The organism is Streptomyces violaceus (assembly GCF_036014075.1).
Classification (GTDB): Bacteria; Actinomycetota; Actinomycetes; order Streptomycetales; family Streptomycetaceae; genus Streptomyces; species Streptomyces violaceus.
Genome location: NZ_CP107911.1, coordinates 514,422 through 532,334, shown reverse-complemented (window position 1 = coordinate 532,334; position 17,913 = coordinate 514,422). Strand labels below are relative to the sequence as shown.

Genomic DNA, 17,913 nt, shown 5'->3' with positions numbered 1-17,913 from the left:
CCCCGCCTGTGTCCGAGCCCCGCCCGGACGTCACACTGCACGGACGCGACGAGAATCACGAAAACGGGTGTGACGATCTACAAGGTGCCGGACACGAACGGGACATGAGCAACGACGAGATCTTCGCCGCTGCCTACCGCGAGCACTACTGGGCGGTCAGCCGCTATGTCGCACGGCGACTGGAGGGGCGGGCCGGTGAGGTGGAGGAAGTGGTGGCGGAGGTGTTCACGGTCGCCTGGCGGCGCCGGGCCGACCTGCCGCACTCCCCGCTTCCCTGGCTGTACGGCGTGGCACGCAACTGCCTCGCCAACGCGGTACGCGGCCACGGACGCCGCCGCCGGCTCGTCGACCGGCTCGGCAACGACGACACGGCCCACGGGCGGCACATCGCGGTAGGTCCCGAGGCCGACACACCCGGCGCCTGGGTCCATGAGGCACTGTCCCGCCTCTCCGCGGCCGACCAGGAGGTGCTGCGCCTGACGGCCTGGGAGGAACTCGGCGTCGACGAGGTGGCCGTGGCCCTCGGCTGCGGCAGCCGGGCCGCCGCCATGCGGCTGCACCGGGCCCGCCGCCGCCTGAGATCCGAGATCGACCGCATGGCCCCCGAGCGCGCCAAGGCCGACGCACACTCCCTGGGAGGGCGGGACGATGACTGACGCGTCTTCCGCGACGACCGGCGGCCCCCGCCCGCCACGCCGCACCTGCGCCGCCCGAGCCTGCCTCAGGAGCGGGGAAGTGACGGCCGGTGGGATCCGCCTCGGTGCCTCGGCCCTCACGGCGGGCGACGCCGCGCCCGGTACCCCCTGCCCGCCGCCCGCATGACCGCCCCGAAGGAACACGGCCATGGCTGACGAACTCGAACTGCTGCGCAGCGCCAATCCGGTGCCGCACCCCCGCCCCCACTTCGGCGACGGGCCTCTGGACCACGACGCCGAGCGCCGCCTCGAGAGTCTGCTGCGTGAGCGGCCCTTCCGCAGTCTGCGGGACCGGCTGCTGCCGGGCCCGGGCCGGCCCCGGCTGGCCTGGGGGCTCGTGGCCACGGCCGTCGTCGCCGCCCTGACCCTCACCCTCGTGCTGAGCGGCCCGGACACCACACCGGCGGTCGCCGCACCCCGCCCGCTGGTGGTGCAGACCGGCTCCACCCCCGTGCCCCTCGGCCGGCTGGCCGAACGTGCCGAGCAGGCCGCGGCCGACGGCTCGCCCCGGCTGCGCAAGGGCACGCACGTGCAGTCCTGGAGCTTGGGCATGTCGGACGACAAGCCCCCGATCACCCTGCCCGAGGAACGCATCGTGCGCTGGCGGGCCGATGCCGGCCACACCGAGCTCGTCGTGGCCACCGACCCGAGGCACCCGGGCCGCCCGGTCCTCTCCGACGCGGGCGGCGAGCCACACCTCGTCGATGACGGGCACGTCATCAGCGACCGGACCTACCCGCCGAGCTGGAGCGACGCACCGCCCCATTCACCCCCGCCGCGGGATCCGGCCCGGCTGCGCGCCTACCTGACGGAGGCGCGGTTCACCGACACGCCGCTGACCACGCCCGAGCTGCTGGACGCCATGGCGACCCTGCTGGACCACTGGACCCTCGGCGCCAGGGAGAGCGCGACGCTCGCCCGGCTCCTCGCCGACGCCGAGGGGCTGCGGCCGGTCGGCCAGGTGACCGACCGGCTGGGCCGGCGCGGCCAGGCCTACGTGAACGACACGCGGGGCCTCCGCCGGATGCTGATCATGGACCCGGTCACCGGCGCCGTGCTCGGTCTGGAGAGCACCCTCACACGCCCCGACCCCCAGTACGGGGTGGAGAAGGGAGCCGTCATGTCGTACAGCGCCTGGATGCGCTGATCACACCCCGGGCAGACCGAGCTGCCGGGCTGCGGCGTTCCCGGTCTGCTCCAGCAGCGCGGCCCGCTCGTCGACTACTCGTCCCAGGCCTGGATCAGGGTCTGTTCGGTGATCTTGCCGCCCCGCAGCGAGATCATGGACTCGGACAGGACGCGCACGCCGTCCGCGTACTCGCAGCTCTCGCTGTAGGCGGCCTCGTCGCCCTGGACGACGCACCGCTCCATCTTGTGCGTCATGTCGCGGCTGTAGACGTCCTCGAGCATCCGGCCGATCTCGTCCCGGCCGTGCAGGACCTTGGGGTGGCTGGGCTGGGTCGTGCGGTCCACGATGCGGAGTTCCGCGTCGTCGGCGTAGAGGGAAAGCAGAATGTCCGGGGTCTGTCCTTCCACGCCCCGGCGCAGGGTGTCTCGGTCGAAGGCGGGGTCTGCCGCGGTTCCCATGATGACCTCCTTCGAGGGGCCGCGACCCGACAGGGAGCGGGCCGCGAGAAGTCTCTCTCCCGAGAGTCCTCCCGCCCGCCGGGCTCGGCAAGCGCAGCCGGGCCACCGGCCCCGACACGACGGCTCAGTCGGCCGCGGCCAGGAACTGGGTCGCCGCCAGCTCCGCGTAGAGCGGGTCGGAAGTCACGAGTTCGCGGTGGCTGCCGACGGCCCGGACCCGGCCCGCGTCCATCACCACGATCCGGTCGGCCATCGTCACCGTGGACAGCCGGTGTGCCACGACGAGGACCGTGGTCGTACGGGCCACGTCCGCGACGGTGTCACGCAGCGCCGCCTCGTTCACGGCGTCCAGCTGCGAGGTGGCCTCGTCGAGCAGCAGCAGCCGGGGGCGGCGCAGCAGGGCGCGGGCGATGGCGACGCGCTGCCGCTCACCGCCCGACAGCTTGGTGCCACGGTGCCCGACGAGCGTGTCGAGCCCTGCGGGCAGCCGGGCGATCAGGCCGTCGAGACGGGTCGTCTTCAGCACCCGCGCGAGGGCGTCGTCGCCCGCCTCCGGATTGCCCAGCAGCAGGTTGTCCCGCAGGGAGCCCGACAGGACCGGGGCGTCCTGCTCCACGTAGCCGATCGAGGCGCGCAGTTGGGGCAGCTCCCAGTCGGCCAGGTCCCGGCCGTCGAGCGTGATCACGCCGGAGTCGGGGTCGTAGAACCGCTCGATCAGCGAGAAGACGGTGGTCTTGCCGGCGCCCGACGGGCCCACGAACGCCGTCATGCCCTGGGCCGGCACGGCGAACGTCACGCCGTGGTGGACGTACGGCAGGTCGTCGGCGTAGCGGAAGCGGACGTCGTCGAAGGCGAGGGCGGCGGGCTGGGCGCCGGGGGAGGGCAGCGGTGCGAAACGGGCGGACGGCTCGGCGGGCAGGAGCAGTGCCTCCTGCATGCGGGTGAGGGCCGCGGCGCCCGTCTGGTACTGCGTGATGGCGCCGACGACCTGCTGTATCGGCGACATCAGGTAGAAGACGTACAGCAGGAACGCGACCAGCGTGCCCACGTCGACGGCGCCGGTCGCGACGCGCGCACCGCCCACCGCGAGCACCGTGATGAAGGCGATCTGCATGGAGAGCCCCGCCGTGTTGCCCGCGGCCGCCGACCACTTGGCGGCCCGCACGCTCTGCCGCCAGGACTCGTGCGCCGCCTCGTGCAGCGTGTTCTCCTCCCGGTGCTCGGCACCGGACGCCTTCACGGTGCGCAGGGCGCCGAGGACCCGCTCCAGCGAGGCACCCATGACACCCACCGCGTCCTGCGCCCGCCGGCTCGCCTTGTTGATGCGCGGCACGATCACGCCGAGGATCACACCCGCACCCGCGATCACGGCCAGGGTGACGCCCAGCAGCACGAGATCCACCAGGCCCATCATCACCACCGTCGCGACGAGTGTGAGACCGCCCGTGCCCAGACCGACCAGCGAGTTGGTGGTGACCTGGCGCAGCAGGGTGGTGTCGGAGGTGATGCGGGCCATCAGGTCCCCGGGTTCGCTGCGGTCCACGGCCGTGATCCGCAGCCGCAGCAGATACGACGACAGGGCGCGCCGCGCGCCGAGCACCACCGACTCGGCGGTGCGCTGCAGCACGTACGAACCCAGCGCGCCCACCACGGCGTTGGTCATCACCAGCGCTGACATCGCCAGCAGCGCTCCGGTGATGGCCCGGTCGTGGGACAGATCGTCGATCAGGCCCTTGGCCACCAGCGGCAGCAGCAGCCCGGTCGCCCCGGTGACCAGCGAGAGCACGGCACCGGCGACCAGGGACCAGCGATGCGGCCGAACGTATCCGAGGAGCAGCCGCCAGGGAGGCGCGGCGGTCTCGGTCTCTGCGATGCTCACGTCGCTCCTTGGGCGTCGGGTGGAGCGTTCAGGCTACGGCGCCGGCCTCGTACGGTGCCCGCCTTTCGGCGATGGGCGAACTCGTGATCATGCGCCTGAGGTGGCCGATCCGTGCCCCTTACCGATCAGTCGCGCGTAGGGTCGGAAGGACGGACCCCGGCCGACGAAGGAGTCAGCGCCATGGCGCAGGAAGTACGCGGTGTGATCGCACCCGGCAAGGACGAGCCGGTGCGGATCGAGACGATCGTGGTGCCCGACCCCGGCCCCGGAGAGGCGGTCGTGCGCGTCCAGGCCTGCGGGGTGTGCCACACCGACCTGCACTACAAGCAGGGCGGCATCAGCGACGACTTTCCCTTCCTGCTCGGCCACGAGGCCGCGGGCGTCGTCGAGGCGGTCGGCGACGGCGTCACCGACGTCGAGCCCGGCGACTTCGTGATCCTCAACTGGCGTGCGGTGTGCGGGAAGTGCCGGGCCTGTCTGCGCGGGCGGCCCTGGTACTGCTTCGACACCCACAACGCCGAGCAGAAGATGACCCTCGCCTCGACCGGCCAGGAGCTCTCCCCGGCTCTCGGCATCGGCGCCTTCGCCGAGAAGACGCTGGTCGCGGCCGGGCAGTGCACCAAGGTCGCCCCGGACGTCGCCCCCCAGGTGGCCGGGCTGCTCGGCTGCGGCGTCATGGCGGGCATCGGCGCCGCGATCAACACCGGCACTGTCGGCCGTGGCGACACGGTCGCCGTCATCGGCTGCGGCGGCGTCGGTGACGCGGCCGTCGCCGGGTCGCAGCTGGCCGGAGCGGCGCGGATCATCGCCGTGGACATCGACGACCGCAAGCTCGAGACCGCCCGGTCGATGGGCGCCACCCACACCGTCAACTCGCGCGAGACCGACCCGGTCGAGGCGATCCGCGAGCTCACCGGCGGATTCGGCGCCGACGTCGTCATCGAGGCGGTCGGCCGCCCGGAGACGTACAAGCAGGCCTTCTACGCCCGCGACCTCGCCGGCACGGTCGTCCTCGTCGGCGTGCCCACCCCGGAGATGAAGCTCGAACTGCCGCTGCTCGACGTGTTCGGCCGCGGCGGATCGCTCAAGTCGAGCTGGTACGGCGACTGTCTGCCCTCCCGCGACTTCCCCATGCTGATCGACCTGCATCTGCAAGGGCGCCTGGATCTCGGGGCGTTCGTCACCGAGACCATCCAGCTGGACGAGGTGGAGAAGGCGTTCGAGCGGATGCACCACGGTGACGTGCTGCGCTCGGTGGTGGTGCTCTGATGACCACGCGCGTCGAACACCTCGTCACCTCCGGCCAGTTCAGCCTCGACGGCGGCACCTGGGACGTCGACAACAACGTGTGGATCGTCGGCGACGACCACGAGGCGATCGTCATCGACGCCGCCCACGACGCCGACGCCATCGCCGAGGCCGTCGGAGACCGCCGGCTCACGGCCATCGTGTGCACACACGCCCACAACGACCACATCGACGCCGCCCCCGCCCTCGCCGAGCGGACCGGTGCCACGATCTGGCTGCACCATGACGACCTGCCGCTGTGGAAGCAGACCCACCCGGGCCGGGAGCCCGACGCCTGGCTGGTCGACGGCCAGACGATCGAGGCCGGCGGCGCCGACCTGCGGGTCCTGCACACCCCCGGGCACGCGCCCGGCGCGGTGTGTCTGTACGACCCCGGGCTGGCCACCGTCTTCACCGGAGACACCCTCTTCCAGGGCGGCCCCGGCGCCACCGGCCGTTCCTTCTCGCACTTCCCGACGATCATCGACTCGATCCGCGACCGGCTGCTCGCGCTGCCGCCCGAGACGAAGGTCCTCACCGGTCACGGAGACCCCACGACCATCGGCGCGGAGGCCCCGCATCTGCAGGAGTGGATCGCCCGCGGCCACTGACGGCATGTCGTCAGGAAAAGAAGACAGAAGATGTCCGGCTTACCCGTCACCCTCGAAGCACGACGCATTCACTGCAACGGGAGGTCGGACATGTCAGCTCCGCTGAAGGGCAAGGTCGCACTGGTCGCCGGTGCGACCCGGGGCGCCGGACGGGGCATGGCGGTGGAACTCGGCGCGGCAGGCGCCACCGTCTACGTCACCGGACGCAGCACGCGCACCCGCCGCTCGGAGTACGACCGGCCCGAGACCATCGAGGACACCGCCGACCTGGTCACCGAGGCCGGCGGACAGGGCATCGCCGTACCCGCCGACCACCTCGACCCGGCGCAGGTCCGCGCTCTCGTGGAGCGGATCGACGGCGAACAGGGCCGCCTCGACGTCCTCGTCAACGACATCTGGGGCGGCGAGAAACTCTTCGGGTGGGACGTCCCGGTCTGGGAGCACGACCTCGACAACGGCCTGCACCTGCTCCGGCTCGCCGTCGAGACACACGCGATCACCAGCCACCACGCCCTGCCCCTGCTGCTGCGCAACCCCGGCGGCCTGGTCGTCGAGATCACCGACGGCACCGCCGACTACAACCGCGACACCTACCGCAACAGCTTCTTCTACGACCTCGCCAAGACGTCCGTCCTGCGCATGGCCTTCGCCCTCGGCCACGAGCTCGGTCCACGCGGTGCCACGGCCGTCGCCCTCACGCCCGGCTGGATGCGCTCGGAGATCATGCTGGACGGCTTCGGTGTACAGGAGGAGAACTGGCGCGACGCCCTGGAGCGCGTCCCCCACTTCGCCATCTCGGAGACCCCGCGCTACGTCGGCCGGGCCGTGGCCGCGCTCGCCGCCGACCCGGACGTGGCGCGCTGGAACGGCCAGTCCCTCTCCAGCGGCGGCCTCGCCCAGGTGTACGGCTTCACCGACCTCGACGGCAGCCGTCCGGACGCCTGGCGCTACGTGGTCGAGGTCCAGGACGCGGGCAAGCCGGCCGACACGAGCGGCTATCGCTGAGCCACCCCCGGGGCGGAACGGTCGGCCGGTCTGGGAGCCGGGTACGGCGCCGGCGAGCGGGGCCCCTGCTCCACCGGAGCGATGGTTCAGGGCACCCCGTCGCCTCTGGCCATACCCATGTGGCCAGGTCGCAAAGGGAACCGGCCTCCCGGGCTCGGATCACGCACGGGATGCGTGTCGCCGCCCCAGGGTTGAGCCCACAGGAACGGTACGGGGTTCTCCTCACCGGTGAGGCACGCGGCATCGGCGCTGGCACCGCCCGGCGCTTCGCCCGGGAGGGAGCGCGGGTCCTGGTCGGCGACCAGGACCCGGCTCAGGCCGCGCGGGCGCTGCGGGACGAGGGCCTGATCGCAGGCGCCGCGACGAGGACCTGGAAGCGCTGCGCCGGCTCTACCCCCTGGGCCGGGTCGGCGAACAGGGGGCCTCGCGGCGGCCTCACCGCCGTCAACACGGGTTTTCACGACGCCCTGCGTCCATAGAGGGGGCCGGCCCCTCGCAGCAGCGCCTTCCGCCCGGTCGGCTGTGCGGTGAGGTATGTCACCGTTTCGTCGCAGGCCGACTCCCCGCACAACCGAAGCCGCCCTTCGCCCGTCTAGCTGGCAGAACACCGCAGACCAAACTCCGCGAAAGGGCTGACCAGCCATGGGGGACGTACGCAGACGGGGAGCCGTCGCACTCGGGATCACCGGCCTGGTGGCACCGCTCACACTCGCGCTCGGCGCTACGCCGGCGCAGGCCGCGAGTTGCACCACGCAGACCGGCCCGTACCAGAAGCAGGTGGAGAAGTTCCTCGGCCGTCCGGTCGACGGCAAGCAGTCCGCCACCGACTGCAAGGCGATCCGCGCCTTCCAGACCAAGCACGGGATCTCCCCGAACATCGGCTACGCCGGGCCCGTCACCTGGGGCGTGATGGACCTGATGCAGAAGCAGAAGGCCGTCGGGACGAACCCCAACAAGGACGGCAAGTGCCCGGTGAACAAGGGCCGGATAGCCTGCGTGAACCTGACCCTCCAGCTGAGCTGGATCCAGGACGGCAAGAAGCTCGTCTACGGTCCCGTCCCGGTCCGCACCGGCCGCGACGGGTACGAGACCCGCACCGGCCTGAAGAAGGTCTACTGGCGCAACATCGACCACGTCTCGTCCATCTACGACGTGCCGATGCCCTACGCCCAGTTCTTCGACGGCGGCCAGGCCTTCCACTCGGTCGGCGTCAGCATGTGGAACCCGCCGGGCTCGCACGGCTGCGTCAACATGACCAAGACCGACGCCAAGAAGTACTGGTCGCTGCTGAAGAAGAACGACGACGTCTTCGTGTACGGCCGCAAGCCGGGCACCTGATAGGCACCCGGCTCCGCACCGCCCCCTACTGCGGCGCGTCCCCGAAGTCCGGGATCTCCAGCCGTACCCCGCCCTGCCGCGCGGACTCGTGCGCGATGATGCCGGGCAAGGTGTACCGGGCGGCCACCCACGCGTTCACCGACGGCAGGGTGCGCGAGTTGACGGCGGTCACGAAGTCGTCCACCAGGAAGTGGTGGCTGCCCTCGTGGCCGTTGTGGAGGTTGTCGAACTCCCTCGGCAGCCGGGCACGGTCGTGCACGGGCGCCGACCCGGAGGTGAACGCGGCCCGCAGCTCCGGCGCGATGTGCTGCAGCGACGGGTCGTCGGGAGCCATGGTGGGCTTGGGCTCCAGCAGTTCGCTGATGTCCTTCACCCCCTGCTTGTCCTGCCACAGAGCGAACGTCGCGAGCTGCTCCATGCTCGCCTCGGTGCCGAAGAAGCGGAAGCGTGACTCCCGTATGTGCGAGGGGTAGCCGACCCGCCGGAACTCGTTCGTACGGAACGAGCCGCCGCCCGCCACCTCGAACAGCGCGGTGGCGTTGGAGAAGTCGTTGCCGAACTGGCTGATGTCCTGGTCGAAGACGCCGTCGTCCCGGTCGTCGACGACGCCGATCGCCGACACGCTGACGGCGTGTGTCCGCCAGGCGCCCAGCACCCCGCCGATCGCGTGCGTCGGGTACAGCAGCGGGGGATAGCTGGCGGTGGCCTTCCAGTTCTCGCCGCCGCTGTACTGGTAGGCCTCGTAGAAGCCCAGATCCATGTCGTGGACGTAGTCGCCCTCGGCGTAGAAGAGCCGCCCGAAGGCGCCCTCGGCGATCTGGTTGCGGGCGTGGACGGTCGCCGGGTTGTACTCGCTGGTCTCGCCCATCATGTACGTCAGGCCGGTGGCCTTGACCGTGTCGATGATCGCCGCGATCTCCTCCGTGCTGATCGCCATGGGGACCGCGGAGTACACGTGCTTGCCGGCGTTGAGGCCCTGGAGCACCAGCGGGCCGTGCGTCCAGCGCTGGGTGAAGATCGCGACCGCGTCGACGTCCTCCGACTCCAGCATGGCCTGGTACGACGGGAAGGCGCCGGCGAGGCCCTGCGCGGCGACGAGCTGTTCGGCCCTGTCGGGCAGCAGGTCGGTCACGTAGACGTCGCTGACGCCGGGGTGGGCCTGGAACAGGGTGGCGAACTGGCCAGAGAACTGGCCGGCGCCGACGATACCGATGGAGAAGGTCATGGAGCGCGTGCCCTTCACTGGGAGAGGATGAGATTGATCTGCTCGTTGGTCTGGTCGAGGCTGCTCACGGGCTTTCCGTTGCCGTAGATGTCCTCCATCGCAGGCTGCATGAGCGCCGTCATGTCCGCCGAGTAGCTGGCGATCGGGTACGAGAAGGTCCGGGAGTGCTTCTTGTCGGCCACGGGTTCGGTGAACGACGAGACGTCGATGCCCTTCTTCCGGTACGCGGCGACGGCGGCCTCGGTCCCGGCCGCGGTGGCGGGGAAGACGACGCCGTACTTGCCGACGACGGTCTGGCACTGGTCCGAGGCCAGATACGCCACCCACTTCTTGGCTCCCGCCTTGTTCTTGGAGGACTTGGTGACGGAATCGGCGAGGCCGTTCATCATGGTGGCGCGCTTGCCGGTCGGCCCGACCGGCGTCCGGGCGGTCTTGATGTCCCGGCCCTTGAAGCCCGTGTAGGTGGAGATCATCCAGGCCCCGTCGAACGCGGTGGCCGCCTTCCCCGCCGCGATCTGTGTGTTCTGCTGGTTGGACTGGATGTTGTAGTCCGAGAGCGGCGGCATGTAGCCCTTCTTCGCCAGGCCGAAGTACCACTTGACGACCGACTGGAAGGTCTTGCTGTCGTACTGGTACTTCGTGCCCCAGCGCGCCTTGTCCAGGTAGTTCCACCCGGCGGAGCCGGTGAATGGGCTCCACTGCGTCTGGCCGTCGCCGAAGCCGCCGCCGCCCGTGGCCAGGCCGTACACCTTGACGTTGTTCTTGTCGAAGCCCGGCTCGTCGCCCCGCTTGCCCTTCTTGTCGATCGTGAGATGTGCGATGGCCTTCTCGAAGGTGCCGCCGTCCTTCGGATTCCAGGAGAGGTCGCCCAGCTGTTCGGCGGTGAGCCCGGCGTCCTTGGCCATCTTCCCGTTGTAGAACAGTGCGACCGTGTCCCAGTCCTTGGGAGCGCCGTAGCGATGGCCGTCCTTGCCCATCCAGTTGGCGGCGAGGCCCGGCTGGTAGTCGGAGTTCTTGATACCGAGGTCGTCGAGCGGTTCGAGGACCTTCAGATCGGCGAACTGGCCGAAGTTCTGGATGTGGTCGGTGAACACGTCCGGCGCGGTGCCCGCGATGAACCCGGCGGTGAGCTTGGTCCAGTAGTCGCTCCAGCCCAGCTGCGTGATCTTCACCTTGAGTCCGGGGTTCTCCTTCTCGAACCCCTTCGCGCAGGCCTGGTAGGCGGGCAGCTGGTTGGCGTCCCACAGCCAGTACGTGACCGTGTTCGCCGAGGATCCGGCGGCGCCGCCCTGGGCGCATCCGCTGACCAGGGACAGCGCCAGCGCTCCGGTCGCCGCGACGAGCGTACGAATTCGCATCACAGTCCCCTTACTTGATCCCGGTGAAGCCGATGGAGCTGACGATGCGGCGCGCGAAGCAGGCGAACAGCACGAGCATCGGCAGCGCGGCGATCAGCGTCGCCGCCATGAGCCCGGACCAGTCGACGCCGGTCGCCGGGGTCTGCGCCCGGAAGACCGCCAGCGCCACGGTCAGCACGCGCGAGCTGTCGCTGTAGGAGACCATCAGCGGCCAGAAGTAGTCGTTCCAGGAGGTGATGTACGTCAGCACGCCCAGCGTGATGATCGGCGTGGACGCCATGGGCAGCACCACCCGGAAGAAGATCTTGATCTTCCCGGCGCCGTCGAGCAGCGCGGCCTCCTCGACCTCCTGGGGGATGTTCATGAAGAACTGCCGCAGGAAGAACACCGCGAACGGCGTCATGAACATGGTGGGCAGCGCGATACCGAGGAGCGTGTCGATCAGGTGCAGTTGCTTGATGAGCACGAAGTTCGGCAGCAGCGTGAAGATGGCCGGCACCATCATCCCGGCCAGGAACAGCCCGAACACCTTGTCCCGGCCCCGCCAGCGCAGCCGCGAGAAGGCGTACGCGGCCATCGCGGAGAAGAAGATCTGACAGCCGGTGATCAGGGTCGAGACCAGCACCGAGTTGAGCAGGTAGCGCCAGAAGTCGAGCCCGCCGCCGGCTCCGCCCTGTTTGACGGCCTCCTCGGCCGACTGCATCCCCAGGGCGCGCTGGAAGCCGCTCGTGGTGAGGTCCACCGGCAGCGGATTGGTCGGGTCGGCGCTCAGGCCCGCGTTGGTGGAGAGCGCGGTGCGCAGGATCCAGTAGAACGGCAGCAGGGTGATGAGGATGATCAGACCCATCACGGTCCAGGCGGCGGCCCGCCCGAAGGGGAACTTGCGCCGGACCGGTCGCAGGGCTGTGGGCGTCGTTGTCGTCACGGTAGCCATGTCGGTGTCTCCCTTCCCGTCAGCCGAGGTCGGTCCGGCCGGCCCGGGTGAGCCGGTACTGGAGGACGGTGATCGCGCTCAGCACGACCAGCAGGGCGACGGACATGGCCGAGGCGTAGCCGAACTGGAAGCGTCCGAAGGCGGAGCCGTAGATGTAGTACTGGAGCACGTTGGTCGCGTTCGCCGGGCCGCCCGCCGTGGTCACGGCCACGGTGTCGAACACCTGGAACGACCCGATCACCGTCATGATCAGCACGACCGCGAGCACCGGCCGCAGCAGCGGCATGGTGATCCGCCAGAACATCCGCCACTCGCTCGCGCCGTCCACCCTGGCCGCCTCGTACATGTCGCTCGGGATCGCCTGGAGACCGGCGAACAGCAGCAGTGCGGTGTACCCGACGTGCCGCCACACGTTGATGAGCGCGATCGTCGGGATCGCCCAGGTCTCGTCGGCGAGGAACGGGATGCGGTCGGCGCCGAGAGCGCTGATGATCTCGTTGCCGATGCCGAGCTGCGTGTCGAGGAGCCAGAGCCAGACGAGGCCGGCCACGACGTTCGACATCAGGTACGGCGTGAGCACGATCCCGCGCAGCATCGCCGACTGGGTCAGCCGCTGCAGCAGGACGGCCATGGCGAGCGCCGCGACCGTCTGCACGCCGATGTTGATGACGACGTACTCGACGGTGACCCACAGCGAGTCCCAGAAGATGGGGTCGTTGACCATGCGGACGTAGTTGTCCAGGCCCACCCACTCCGCCGGCGTCAGGAGGTTGAAGCGGGTGAAGCTCAGATAGATGCCCCGGAGCGTGGGCCAGAGCAGGAAGACCACGAAGCCGAGCAGTGCCGGCGCGATGAACACCGCGGCCAGCCGTCCGTCTCCCCGGTTGTCCCCCACCTCGGTCCGGCGTGTCCTGGGTTTGCTGCGTGCCTCCGCGGCGTCGCCCGCGGGCAGACGCGACGGAGGACTGCTGGAGGCGATGGTCATCGGGCGACTCCCTCGCATACGGCGGCTCGTCCTCTGGCGGGACTTACTTTTGGTGCGAAACAATTGCTGCGTCAAGGGGTGCGCAAACATCTTTTCCCAGGAACCATCATCGCCTTAGAGTGGTCATGTTGGTTTCAGTGCGAAAAAAAGGCCGAGGGGAGTCGGACGTACATGACCGCAGGCACCGCCGGCTGGCTGCCGTTGAGCGCGGGGGAGCGCTCGGTGGCGATCGAAGTGCTCGTTCACGGCCCGCTCTCGCGCACCGAGCTCGCCCGGAGGCTGGGTCTGTCGGCCGGCAGTCTCACCCGGCTGACCAAGCCGCTGATCGAGTCGAACCTGCTGATCGAGGTGGCCGAGGCGGGAGCGCCGACGGAGGCCCGCCAGGGCCGCCCCTCACAGCCGCTGGACGTCGTCGCCGACTCCGGGTCCTTCCTCGGCTTCAAGATCACCGAGGACACGGTCTACTGTGTCGTCACCACGCTCCGCAGCCACATCGTCGCCCGCCACGACCGTCCCCTCACCACTCACGACCCGGCCGAAGTCGCCGACATGCTCGGCGAGATGACCGCCGAACTGGCCGCCGAGCACCCTCGGCTCGCCGGGATCGGCATCGGAGTCGGTGGTTTCGTCCAGGACCGTGCCGTGGTCGGCGAGTCCCCCTTCCTGCTGTGGCGGGATGTCCCCCTCGCCGACCTCGTCGAGGAGCGCACCGGACTGCCCGTGGTCGTCGAGAACGACGTCGCCGCCCTGGTCGAGGCCGAGACCTGGTTCGGCGCCGGACGCGGCCTGGACCGCTTCGCCGTCCTCACCATCGGCGCCGGCATCGGCTACGGGCTCGTCCTGGGCGGCAAGCGGGTGTCCTGTGCCGAGGAGGACCGCGGCTTCGGCCGTCACTGGATCGTGGACCCCAGCGGCCCGCTCACCCCGGACGGCCGGCGCGGCAGCGCCGTCTCGCTGCTGACCATCCCCAACATCCGCTACCAGGTCCAGGCCGCCACCGGCCGCGACCGGACCTACGAGGAGATCCTCGCGCTGGCCGCCGCCGGGGACCCGATGCCCGCCCGGGTCATCGGTGAGGCCGCACGCGCGCTGGGCACGCTCGTCGCCCAGATCTCCAACTTCGTGATGCCGCAGAGGATCCTGCTCGCGGGGGAGGGGGTCGGGCTGATGGATGTGGCGGGCAAGACGGTCGAGGAGGCCATCCGCGACAACCGGCATCCCCTGGCCGCACCGGTCGACCTCGAGACGAAGGTGTCCGATTTTCACGACTGGGCGCGCGGCGCGGCAGTGTTGGCTATCAAGGTGCTGGTCCTGGGATCGGCCGAAGCGTGAACAGCCTCACGTTTACCGGGAGATGGACGTGATCAGCAACACTGTCCGGAATGCCCGTTTGGCTCGTGATTACTCACATCGCCTTCACGTCCGGGACCGTATGCTTCACATCATGTCCACCACTGTTGAATCCTCATCCGAGCGATCGGCTGACGAGGTCAACGAGGAGATCCGGGCCCTGTGGCGCCGGTCGGGCGGGACACTGAGCGTCGAGCAGCGTGAGGAGTACCGGCGGCTCGTCCTGGAGTGGGCCGCCGCGGCCCCGCAGTCCGTGCCGGCGGCCTGTGCACCATAGGTCCGCTGACGCATCGGACCCTCGTCCCGGGGCACCCCTGATCGAATGGGTGCCCTTCTCGCACTTACCTCGGCCATTTGCTACGGCATCGTCGACTTCGCCGGCGGCTTGCTGTCCCGGCACATCCACCACACCGCCGTCACCTTCTTCGGCCAGGTGGGCGGGCTGCTGCTCGCCTGCGCCGCCGCGCTCCTCATGCCCGCCGCCGTCGACTCCACCGACCTGCTGTGGGGCGCCCTGTCCGGCGTCGGCAGCGGCGTCGCCATGCGGTTCCTCAACCGCGGGCTGAGCACGGGCGCGATGAGTGTCGTGGTGCCCGTGAGCGCCGTCACCGGCGTCGCACTGTCGGTGCTGTGCGGGGTGCTCGTCCTCGGTGACCGCCCGGGCGCCCTGGCCTGGCTCGGCATCGCCGTGACGGTACCCGCGCTGTGGTTCGTCAGCGGAGGCGCGGCCGGTGCGGGAAAGGGGGCGGCGGACGGACTGCTCGCCAGCGCGGGCGTGGCCGTGCAGTACCTCGCCCTGGGACAGGCCGGCCCGGGAAGCGGGCTGTGGCCCGTCGCCGCGGGCCGTGTCGCCGCAGTCCTCGTCCTCCTGCCGGACGCCGCACGCCATGCCCGCCGGCTGAAGCTGCCGCCTGTCCGCTGCGCGCAGGCCCTCCTCATCGGGGCCGGGGCGGCCCTCGGCCTCGTGCTGTATCTGCTCGCTGCCCAGCGGCAGTTGCTGGCCGTCGCCGTCGTCCTCGCCTCCCTCTACCCGGCCCTGCCCGTCATCCTCGGCGTGGCCCTCCTGCACGAACGGATCAGTCGCAGCCAGGCGATGGGGCTGCTGGGAGCGGGAGTTGCGACAGTGCTGCTCACGCTGGGCTGAGAGGGACACTCGCCGACGCCCCCTCCCGCGGGCGGGGGTCACCCCCAAGTGGCCGAGTAGTACTGCCGATACGCCTTGCGGTCCTGCTCCGTGCGGATCCAGCGGGTCGCCACCAGGGCGAGGAGGCTGCCCGCGATGACCAGCAGGCCGGGGCCGACGTTGCGCGGGTCGGTGACGCGGGTCAGCAGGCCCGACACGTCCTCGCCCGTCACCGGCGCCGACGAGCCCGGCGAGGCGGCGCCCTGGGACGGCGCCGGCGCGGCACCACCGGCCTGCTTGGCCACGATCAGCTTGACTCCCAGCTCGGTCAGCGCCTTCGTCACCGGCTGGAAGAACGTCGTACCCCCCGCCGCGCAGTCCCCGCTGCCGCCCGAGGTCACGCCCAGCGCGATGCCGTCGGCGAACATCGGGCCACCGCTGTCGCCCGGTTCGGCGCACACGTTCGTCTCGATCAGCCCGGTGACCGTGCCCTCGGGGTAGTTGACCGTCGCGTTCAGCGCGGTCACCTCACCCTCACGCAGCCCGCTGGTGCTACCGCTGCGGAAGATCTTCTCCCCGACCTCGGCATCGGCCACACCCGTGATCCGCACGCCCTCGTCCTCGCCGACCGCCACGACCTCCGCGCCCTTGCCGGCCTTGCCGCTGTCGTACTTCACCAGGGAGTAGTCGTCGCCGGGGAAGCTCCCCTTCAGCGATGTGCCGACCTGATCGCGGCCCCGGTCGTCGGAGAACCAGACGGAACCGTCGGGTCCGCAGTGTCCTGCCGTGAGGATGTAGTCGGTCGTCCCGTCGGTCACGTTGAAGCCCGCCGAACAGCGCCCGGCAGTCGACAGGATCGGCTCCGCGCCGTTGATCCGCGTCGTGAACGTGCCTTCGGTGCGCTCCATGCGCACGAAGCCGCCGATGCTCTCCGCGACCTCGGTCATCCGGGACCAGTCCGAGGAGGAGACCGTGCTGTCGCCCCGTACCACCACCTGGTTGCTCTGGTAGTCCAGGGACCAGGAGGTCCCGGACACCCGCGGCGCCGAACGCAGCGTCGACGTCGCGGACTTGAGGTCGCTCATGCTGTGGGCCACCATCTTCGCCTGCGCACCGGCGCGCTTGACCTCGGCGGCCGCCTCCTCGTCGGTGACCGCGACGACCGGCCGCCCGGACGAGTCGACCCAGCTGCCCGCCGTGCGGGAGGTCCCGAGCCGGGACACGAGGTCGGTGCCCATGCCCGTGCCCGGCTTCGCCGAGTAGGGGACGCCCACGGATGGGTCGGGGGGCTCGCTCGCCACAGCGCTGGTGACCATCGTTCCTCCGAGGAGGAGTCCGCCGACGGCCGCCAGCTGTGTCACTCGCCGGACGACCCGTCGTCGTGCGTGCCTCATGCATGGCTCCCGAACCCGAACATCGCGGTGCGAACACCGCGGGGCCCTCCTTGAGTTGAGCGCCCTGTTCTCCATACGGAGCGGAGCCGTGCCGCGTTCAGTGCGCGCGGGATCTCTTCACCGCCGGCCGGTGACCGGAGCGGCCGGGGCGGCGAGCAGGGCCAGGCTGCGGGTGTCACCCCACACCGAGGCCGGATCGACGTAGGGCCGCAGCAGGGCGGTGAGCGCGGGGTCCCCGCGTCCGTTCAGCTCGTCGGAGGCGATCTTGCGGGCGATCCCGGCCAGGAAGTCCGCCACCTGCACCCGCGCGTCCTCGCGCGCGACGACGAGCCGCAGCCCGGCCAGGCCGGCCCCCGTCCGCCGGGCCGCCTCCTCGATCCACGCGATGCGGTCGGGCGTCAGCATGTTCTGCCGGTCGTGCACCAGACGGACCTTGTGCCCGTCCCCGCTCCAGAGCGCGGCCGTCCGCACGATCGCCGGGAGCAGCGGGTTGAGCACCGGGATCAGGGGCGGTCCGTCCAGGAAGTCCGCCCGATAGGACACCGCGCGGGACCGGGTCGCCGCGAGCCGGGTCAGGACCCTCCCCGCGTCGGTACGCGGATGCGCCTGCCGCAGGGCGTCGACCGTGTCGTAGAACCCCTCGACGGGGGCGCCCGGCTCTCCGTTGTTGCGGACCCGCAGCAACTGATTGGCCGCCTCCAGGAACGCTCGCCAGCCCTCCTCCCCGAAGGTCCGGCGTCCCCCGCGGAACAGGACGACGGCCGCGGCCGGGTCGCCCAGCAGCAGGCCGACCGCCCGGTCCACCACGAAGAACGTCTTCTCCATGAGATGCACCCGCGCCCGCCCGTGCATCGGCCCCTGAGGCACGAGCAGCCACTCCAGCACCGCGCGGTGCTTCTCCCGCAGCAGGTGGTTCGCCTTGTACTCCTCCGCGGGCGAACGGATGCGGTCCCGGATCTCCCGCACGGCCGCCGCGGCCGACGCCTCGGACAGCGAGACACTGGCGTGCGCGAACACGTCCGTGTTCCCGCCGGTGAGGTTCTCGCCGTCCGACCCCGACTCGTCGCAGGCGATCTCCAGGAACGGGCCCGCCGGCCCTCCCCGCACCCCGTCCGCAAGATTCCCGCTCACCGCACAGCCCC

The 17,913-nt window shown here is 70.7% G+C and carries 18 protein-coding genes; 10 read left to right on the top strand and 8 right to left on the bottom strand.

Going from position 1 to position 17,913, the window contains the following annotated elements; all coding sequences use genetic code 11:
• Window positions 1-104: 104 nt before the first annotated feature.
• Together OG542_RS02435 and OG542_RS02430 are read left to right on the top strand one after the other, a co-directional pair.
• A complete protein-coding gene (locus OG542_RS02435) occupies window positions 105-656 on the top strand; it encodes an RNA polymerase sigma factor (protein ID WP_328407752.1) in 552 nt (183 codons plus the stop codon).
• A 187-nt stretch (window positions 657-843) separates the two neighbouring features.
• Entirely contained in the window at window positions 844-1,842 is a 999-nt protein-coding gene (locus OG542_RS02430) for a CU044_5270 family protein (protein ID WP_328407751.1), read from the top strand.
• Window positions 1,843-1,916: 74 nt separating this feature from the next.
• Here OG542_RS02430 and OG542_RS02425 read toward each other — a convergent pair whose 3' ends face one another.
• Together OG542_RS02425 and OG542_RS02420 are read right to left on the bottom strand one after the other, a co-directional pair.
• The gene (locus OG542_RS02425) at window positions 1,917-2,282 is read right to left on the bottom strand and encodes a nuclear transport factor 2 family protein (RefSeq protein WP_311129355.1); all 366 of its coding nucleotides are present in this window, start codon (window positions 2,280-2,282) and stop codon (window positions 1,917-1,919) included.
• A 124-nt stretch (window positions 2,283-2,406) separates the two neighbouring features.
• Window positions 2,407-4,161 carry an ABC transporter ATP-binding protein gene (locus OG542_RS02420; protein WP_328407749.1) on the bottom strand — a complete coding sequence of 585 codons (1,755 nt, stop codon included), beginning with the start codon at window positions 4,159-4,161 and terminating at the stop codon, window positions 2,407-2,409.
• Between the two features lie 180 nt (window positions 4,162-4,341).
• Here OG542_RS02420 and OG542_RS02415 point away from each other — a divergent pair, with 180 nt between their 5' ends.
• From OG542_RS02415 to OG542_RS02395, 5 genes are all read left to right on the top strand, one after another.
• Entirely contained in the window at window positions 4,342-5,430 is a 1,089-nt protein-coding gene (locus OG542_RS02415) for an S-(hydroxymethyl)mycothiol dehydrogenase (RefSeq protein WP_328407747.1), read from the top strand.
• Entirely contained in the window at window positions 5,430-6,059 is a 630-nt protein-coding gene (locus OG542_RS02410; protein ID WP_328407745.1) for an MBL fold metallo-hydrolase, read from the top strand. Before OG542_RS02415 ends, OG542_RS02410 begins: the two co-directional genes overlap by 1 nt.
• A gap of 90 nt (window positions 6,060-6,149) precedes the next feature.
• Window positions 6,150-7,064 carry an SDR family oxidoreductase gene (locus OG542_RS02405; protein ID WP_328407743.1) on the top strand — a complete coding sequence of 305 codons (915 nt, stop codon included), beginning with the start codon at window positions 6,150-6,152 and terminating at the stop codon, window positions 7,062-7,064.
• A 170-nt stretch (window positions 7,065-7,234) separates the two neighbouring features.
• A complete protein-coding gene (locus OG542_RS02400; protein WP_328407741.1) occupies window positions 7,235-7,543 on the top strand; it encodes an SDR family NAD(P)-dependent oxidoreductase in 309 nt (102 codons plus the stop codon).
• Between the two features lie 163 nt (window positions 7,544-7,706).
• On the top strand, window positions 7,707-8,402 hold the full coding sequence (locus OG542_RS02395; RefSeq protein ID WP_311129358.1) for a L,D-transpeptidase family protein: 696 nt from the start codon (window positions 7,707-7,709) through the stop codon (window positions 8,400-8,402).
• A gap of 25 nt (window positions 8,403-8,427) precedes the next feature.
• Here OG542_RS02395 and OG542_RS02390 read toward each other — a convergent pair whose 3' ends face one another.
• From OG542_RS02390 to OG542_RS02375, 4 genes are read right to left on the bottom strand one after another with little or no spacing between them, the layout of a single operon-like run.
• Window positions 8,428-9,627 carry a Gfo/Idh/MocA family protein gene (locus tag OG542_RS02390; RefSeq protein WP_328417727.1) on the bottom strand — a complete coding sequence of 400 codons (1,200 nt, stop codon included), beginning with the start codon at window positions 9,625-9,627 and terminating at the stop codon, window positions 8,428-8,430.
• Window positions 9,628-9,641: 14 nt separating this feature from the next.
• Window positions 9,642-10,985: an ABC transporter substrate-binding protein gene (locus OG542_RS02385; RefSeq protein ID WP_328407739.1), complete on the bottom strand. Its 1,344-nt coding sequence runs from the start codon at window positions 10,983-10,985 to the stop codon at window positions 9,642-9,644.
• A 10-nt stretch (window positions 10,986-10,995) separates the two neighbouring features.
• A complete protein-coding gene (locus tag OG542_RS02380) occupies window positions 10,996-11,919 on the bottom strand; it encodes a carbohydrate ABC transporter permease (protein WP_328347294.1) in 924 nt (307 codons plus the stop codon).
• 19 nt (window positions 11,920-11,938) lie between these two features.
• A complete protein-coding gene (locus tag OG542_RS02375; RefSeq protein WP_328407738.1) occupies window positions 11,939-12,904 on the bottom strand; it encodes a carbohydrate ABC transporter permease in 966 nt (321 codons plus the stop codon).
• Between the two features lie 171 nt (window positions 12,905-13,075).
• Here OG542_RS02375 and OG542_RS02370 point away from each other — a divergent pair, with 171 nt between their 5' ends.
• The 3 genes from OG542_RS02370 to OG542_RS02360 all read left to right on the top strand — a co-directional run bounded on the left by OG542_RS02370 (window position 13,076) and on the right by OG542_RS02360 (window position 15,398).
• Complete coding sequence (locus tag OG542_RS02370) at window positions 13,076-14,236, top strand: ROK family transcriptional regulator (protein ID WP_328407737.1); 1,161 nt, start codon at window positions 13,076-13,078, stop codon at window positions 14,234-14,236.
• Window positions 14,237-14,336: 100 nt separating this feature from the next.
• Window positions 14,337-14,531, top strand: a complete 195-nt coding sequence (locus OG542_RS02365; RefSeq protein WP_261681634.1) for a hypothetical protein — start codon at window positions 14,337-14,339, stop codon at window positions 14,529-14,531.
• A gap of 45 nt (window positions 14,532-14,576) precedes the next feature.
• Entirely contained in the window at window positions 14,577-15,398 is an 822-nt protein-coding gene (locus OG542_RS02360) for a DMT family transporter (RefSeq protein WP_328407736.1), read from the top strand.
• Between the two features lie 38 nt (window positions 15,399-15,436).
• On the opposite strand, the gene OG542_RS02355 is transcribed toward OG542_RS02360, so the two are convergent.
• The gene (locus tag OG542_RS02355) at window positions 15,437-16,771 is read right to left on the bottom strand and encodes a S1 family peptidase (protein WP_328407734.1); all 1,335 of its coding nucleotides are present in this window, start codon (window positions 16,769-16,771) and stop codon (window positions 15,437-15,439) included.
• 117 nt (window positions 16,772-16,888) lie between these two features.
• Entirely contained in the window at window positions 16,889-17,902 is a 1,014-nt protein-coding gene (locus OG542_RS02350; RefSeq protein ID WP_328407732.1) for a hypothetical protein, read from the bottom strand.
• Window positions 17,903-17,913 lie beyond the last annotated feature (11 nt).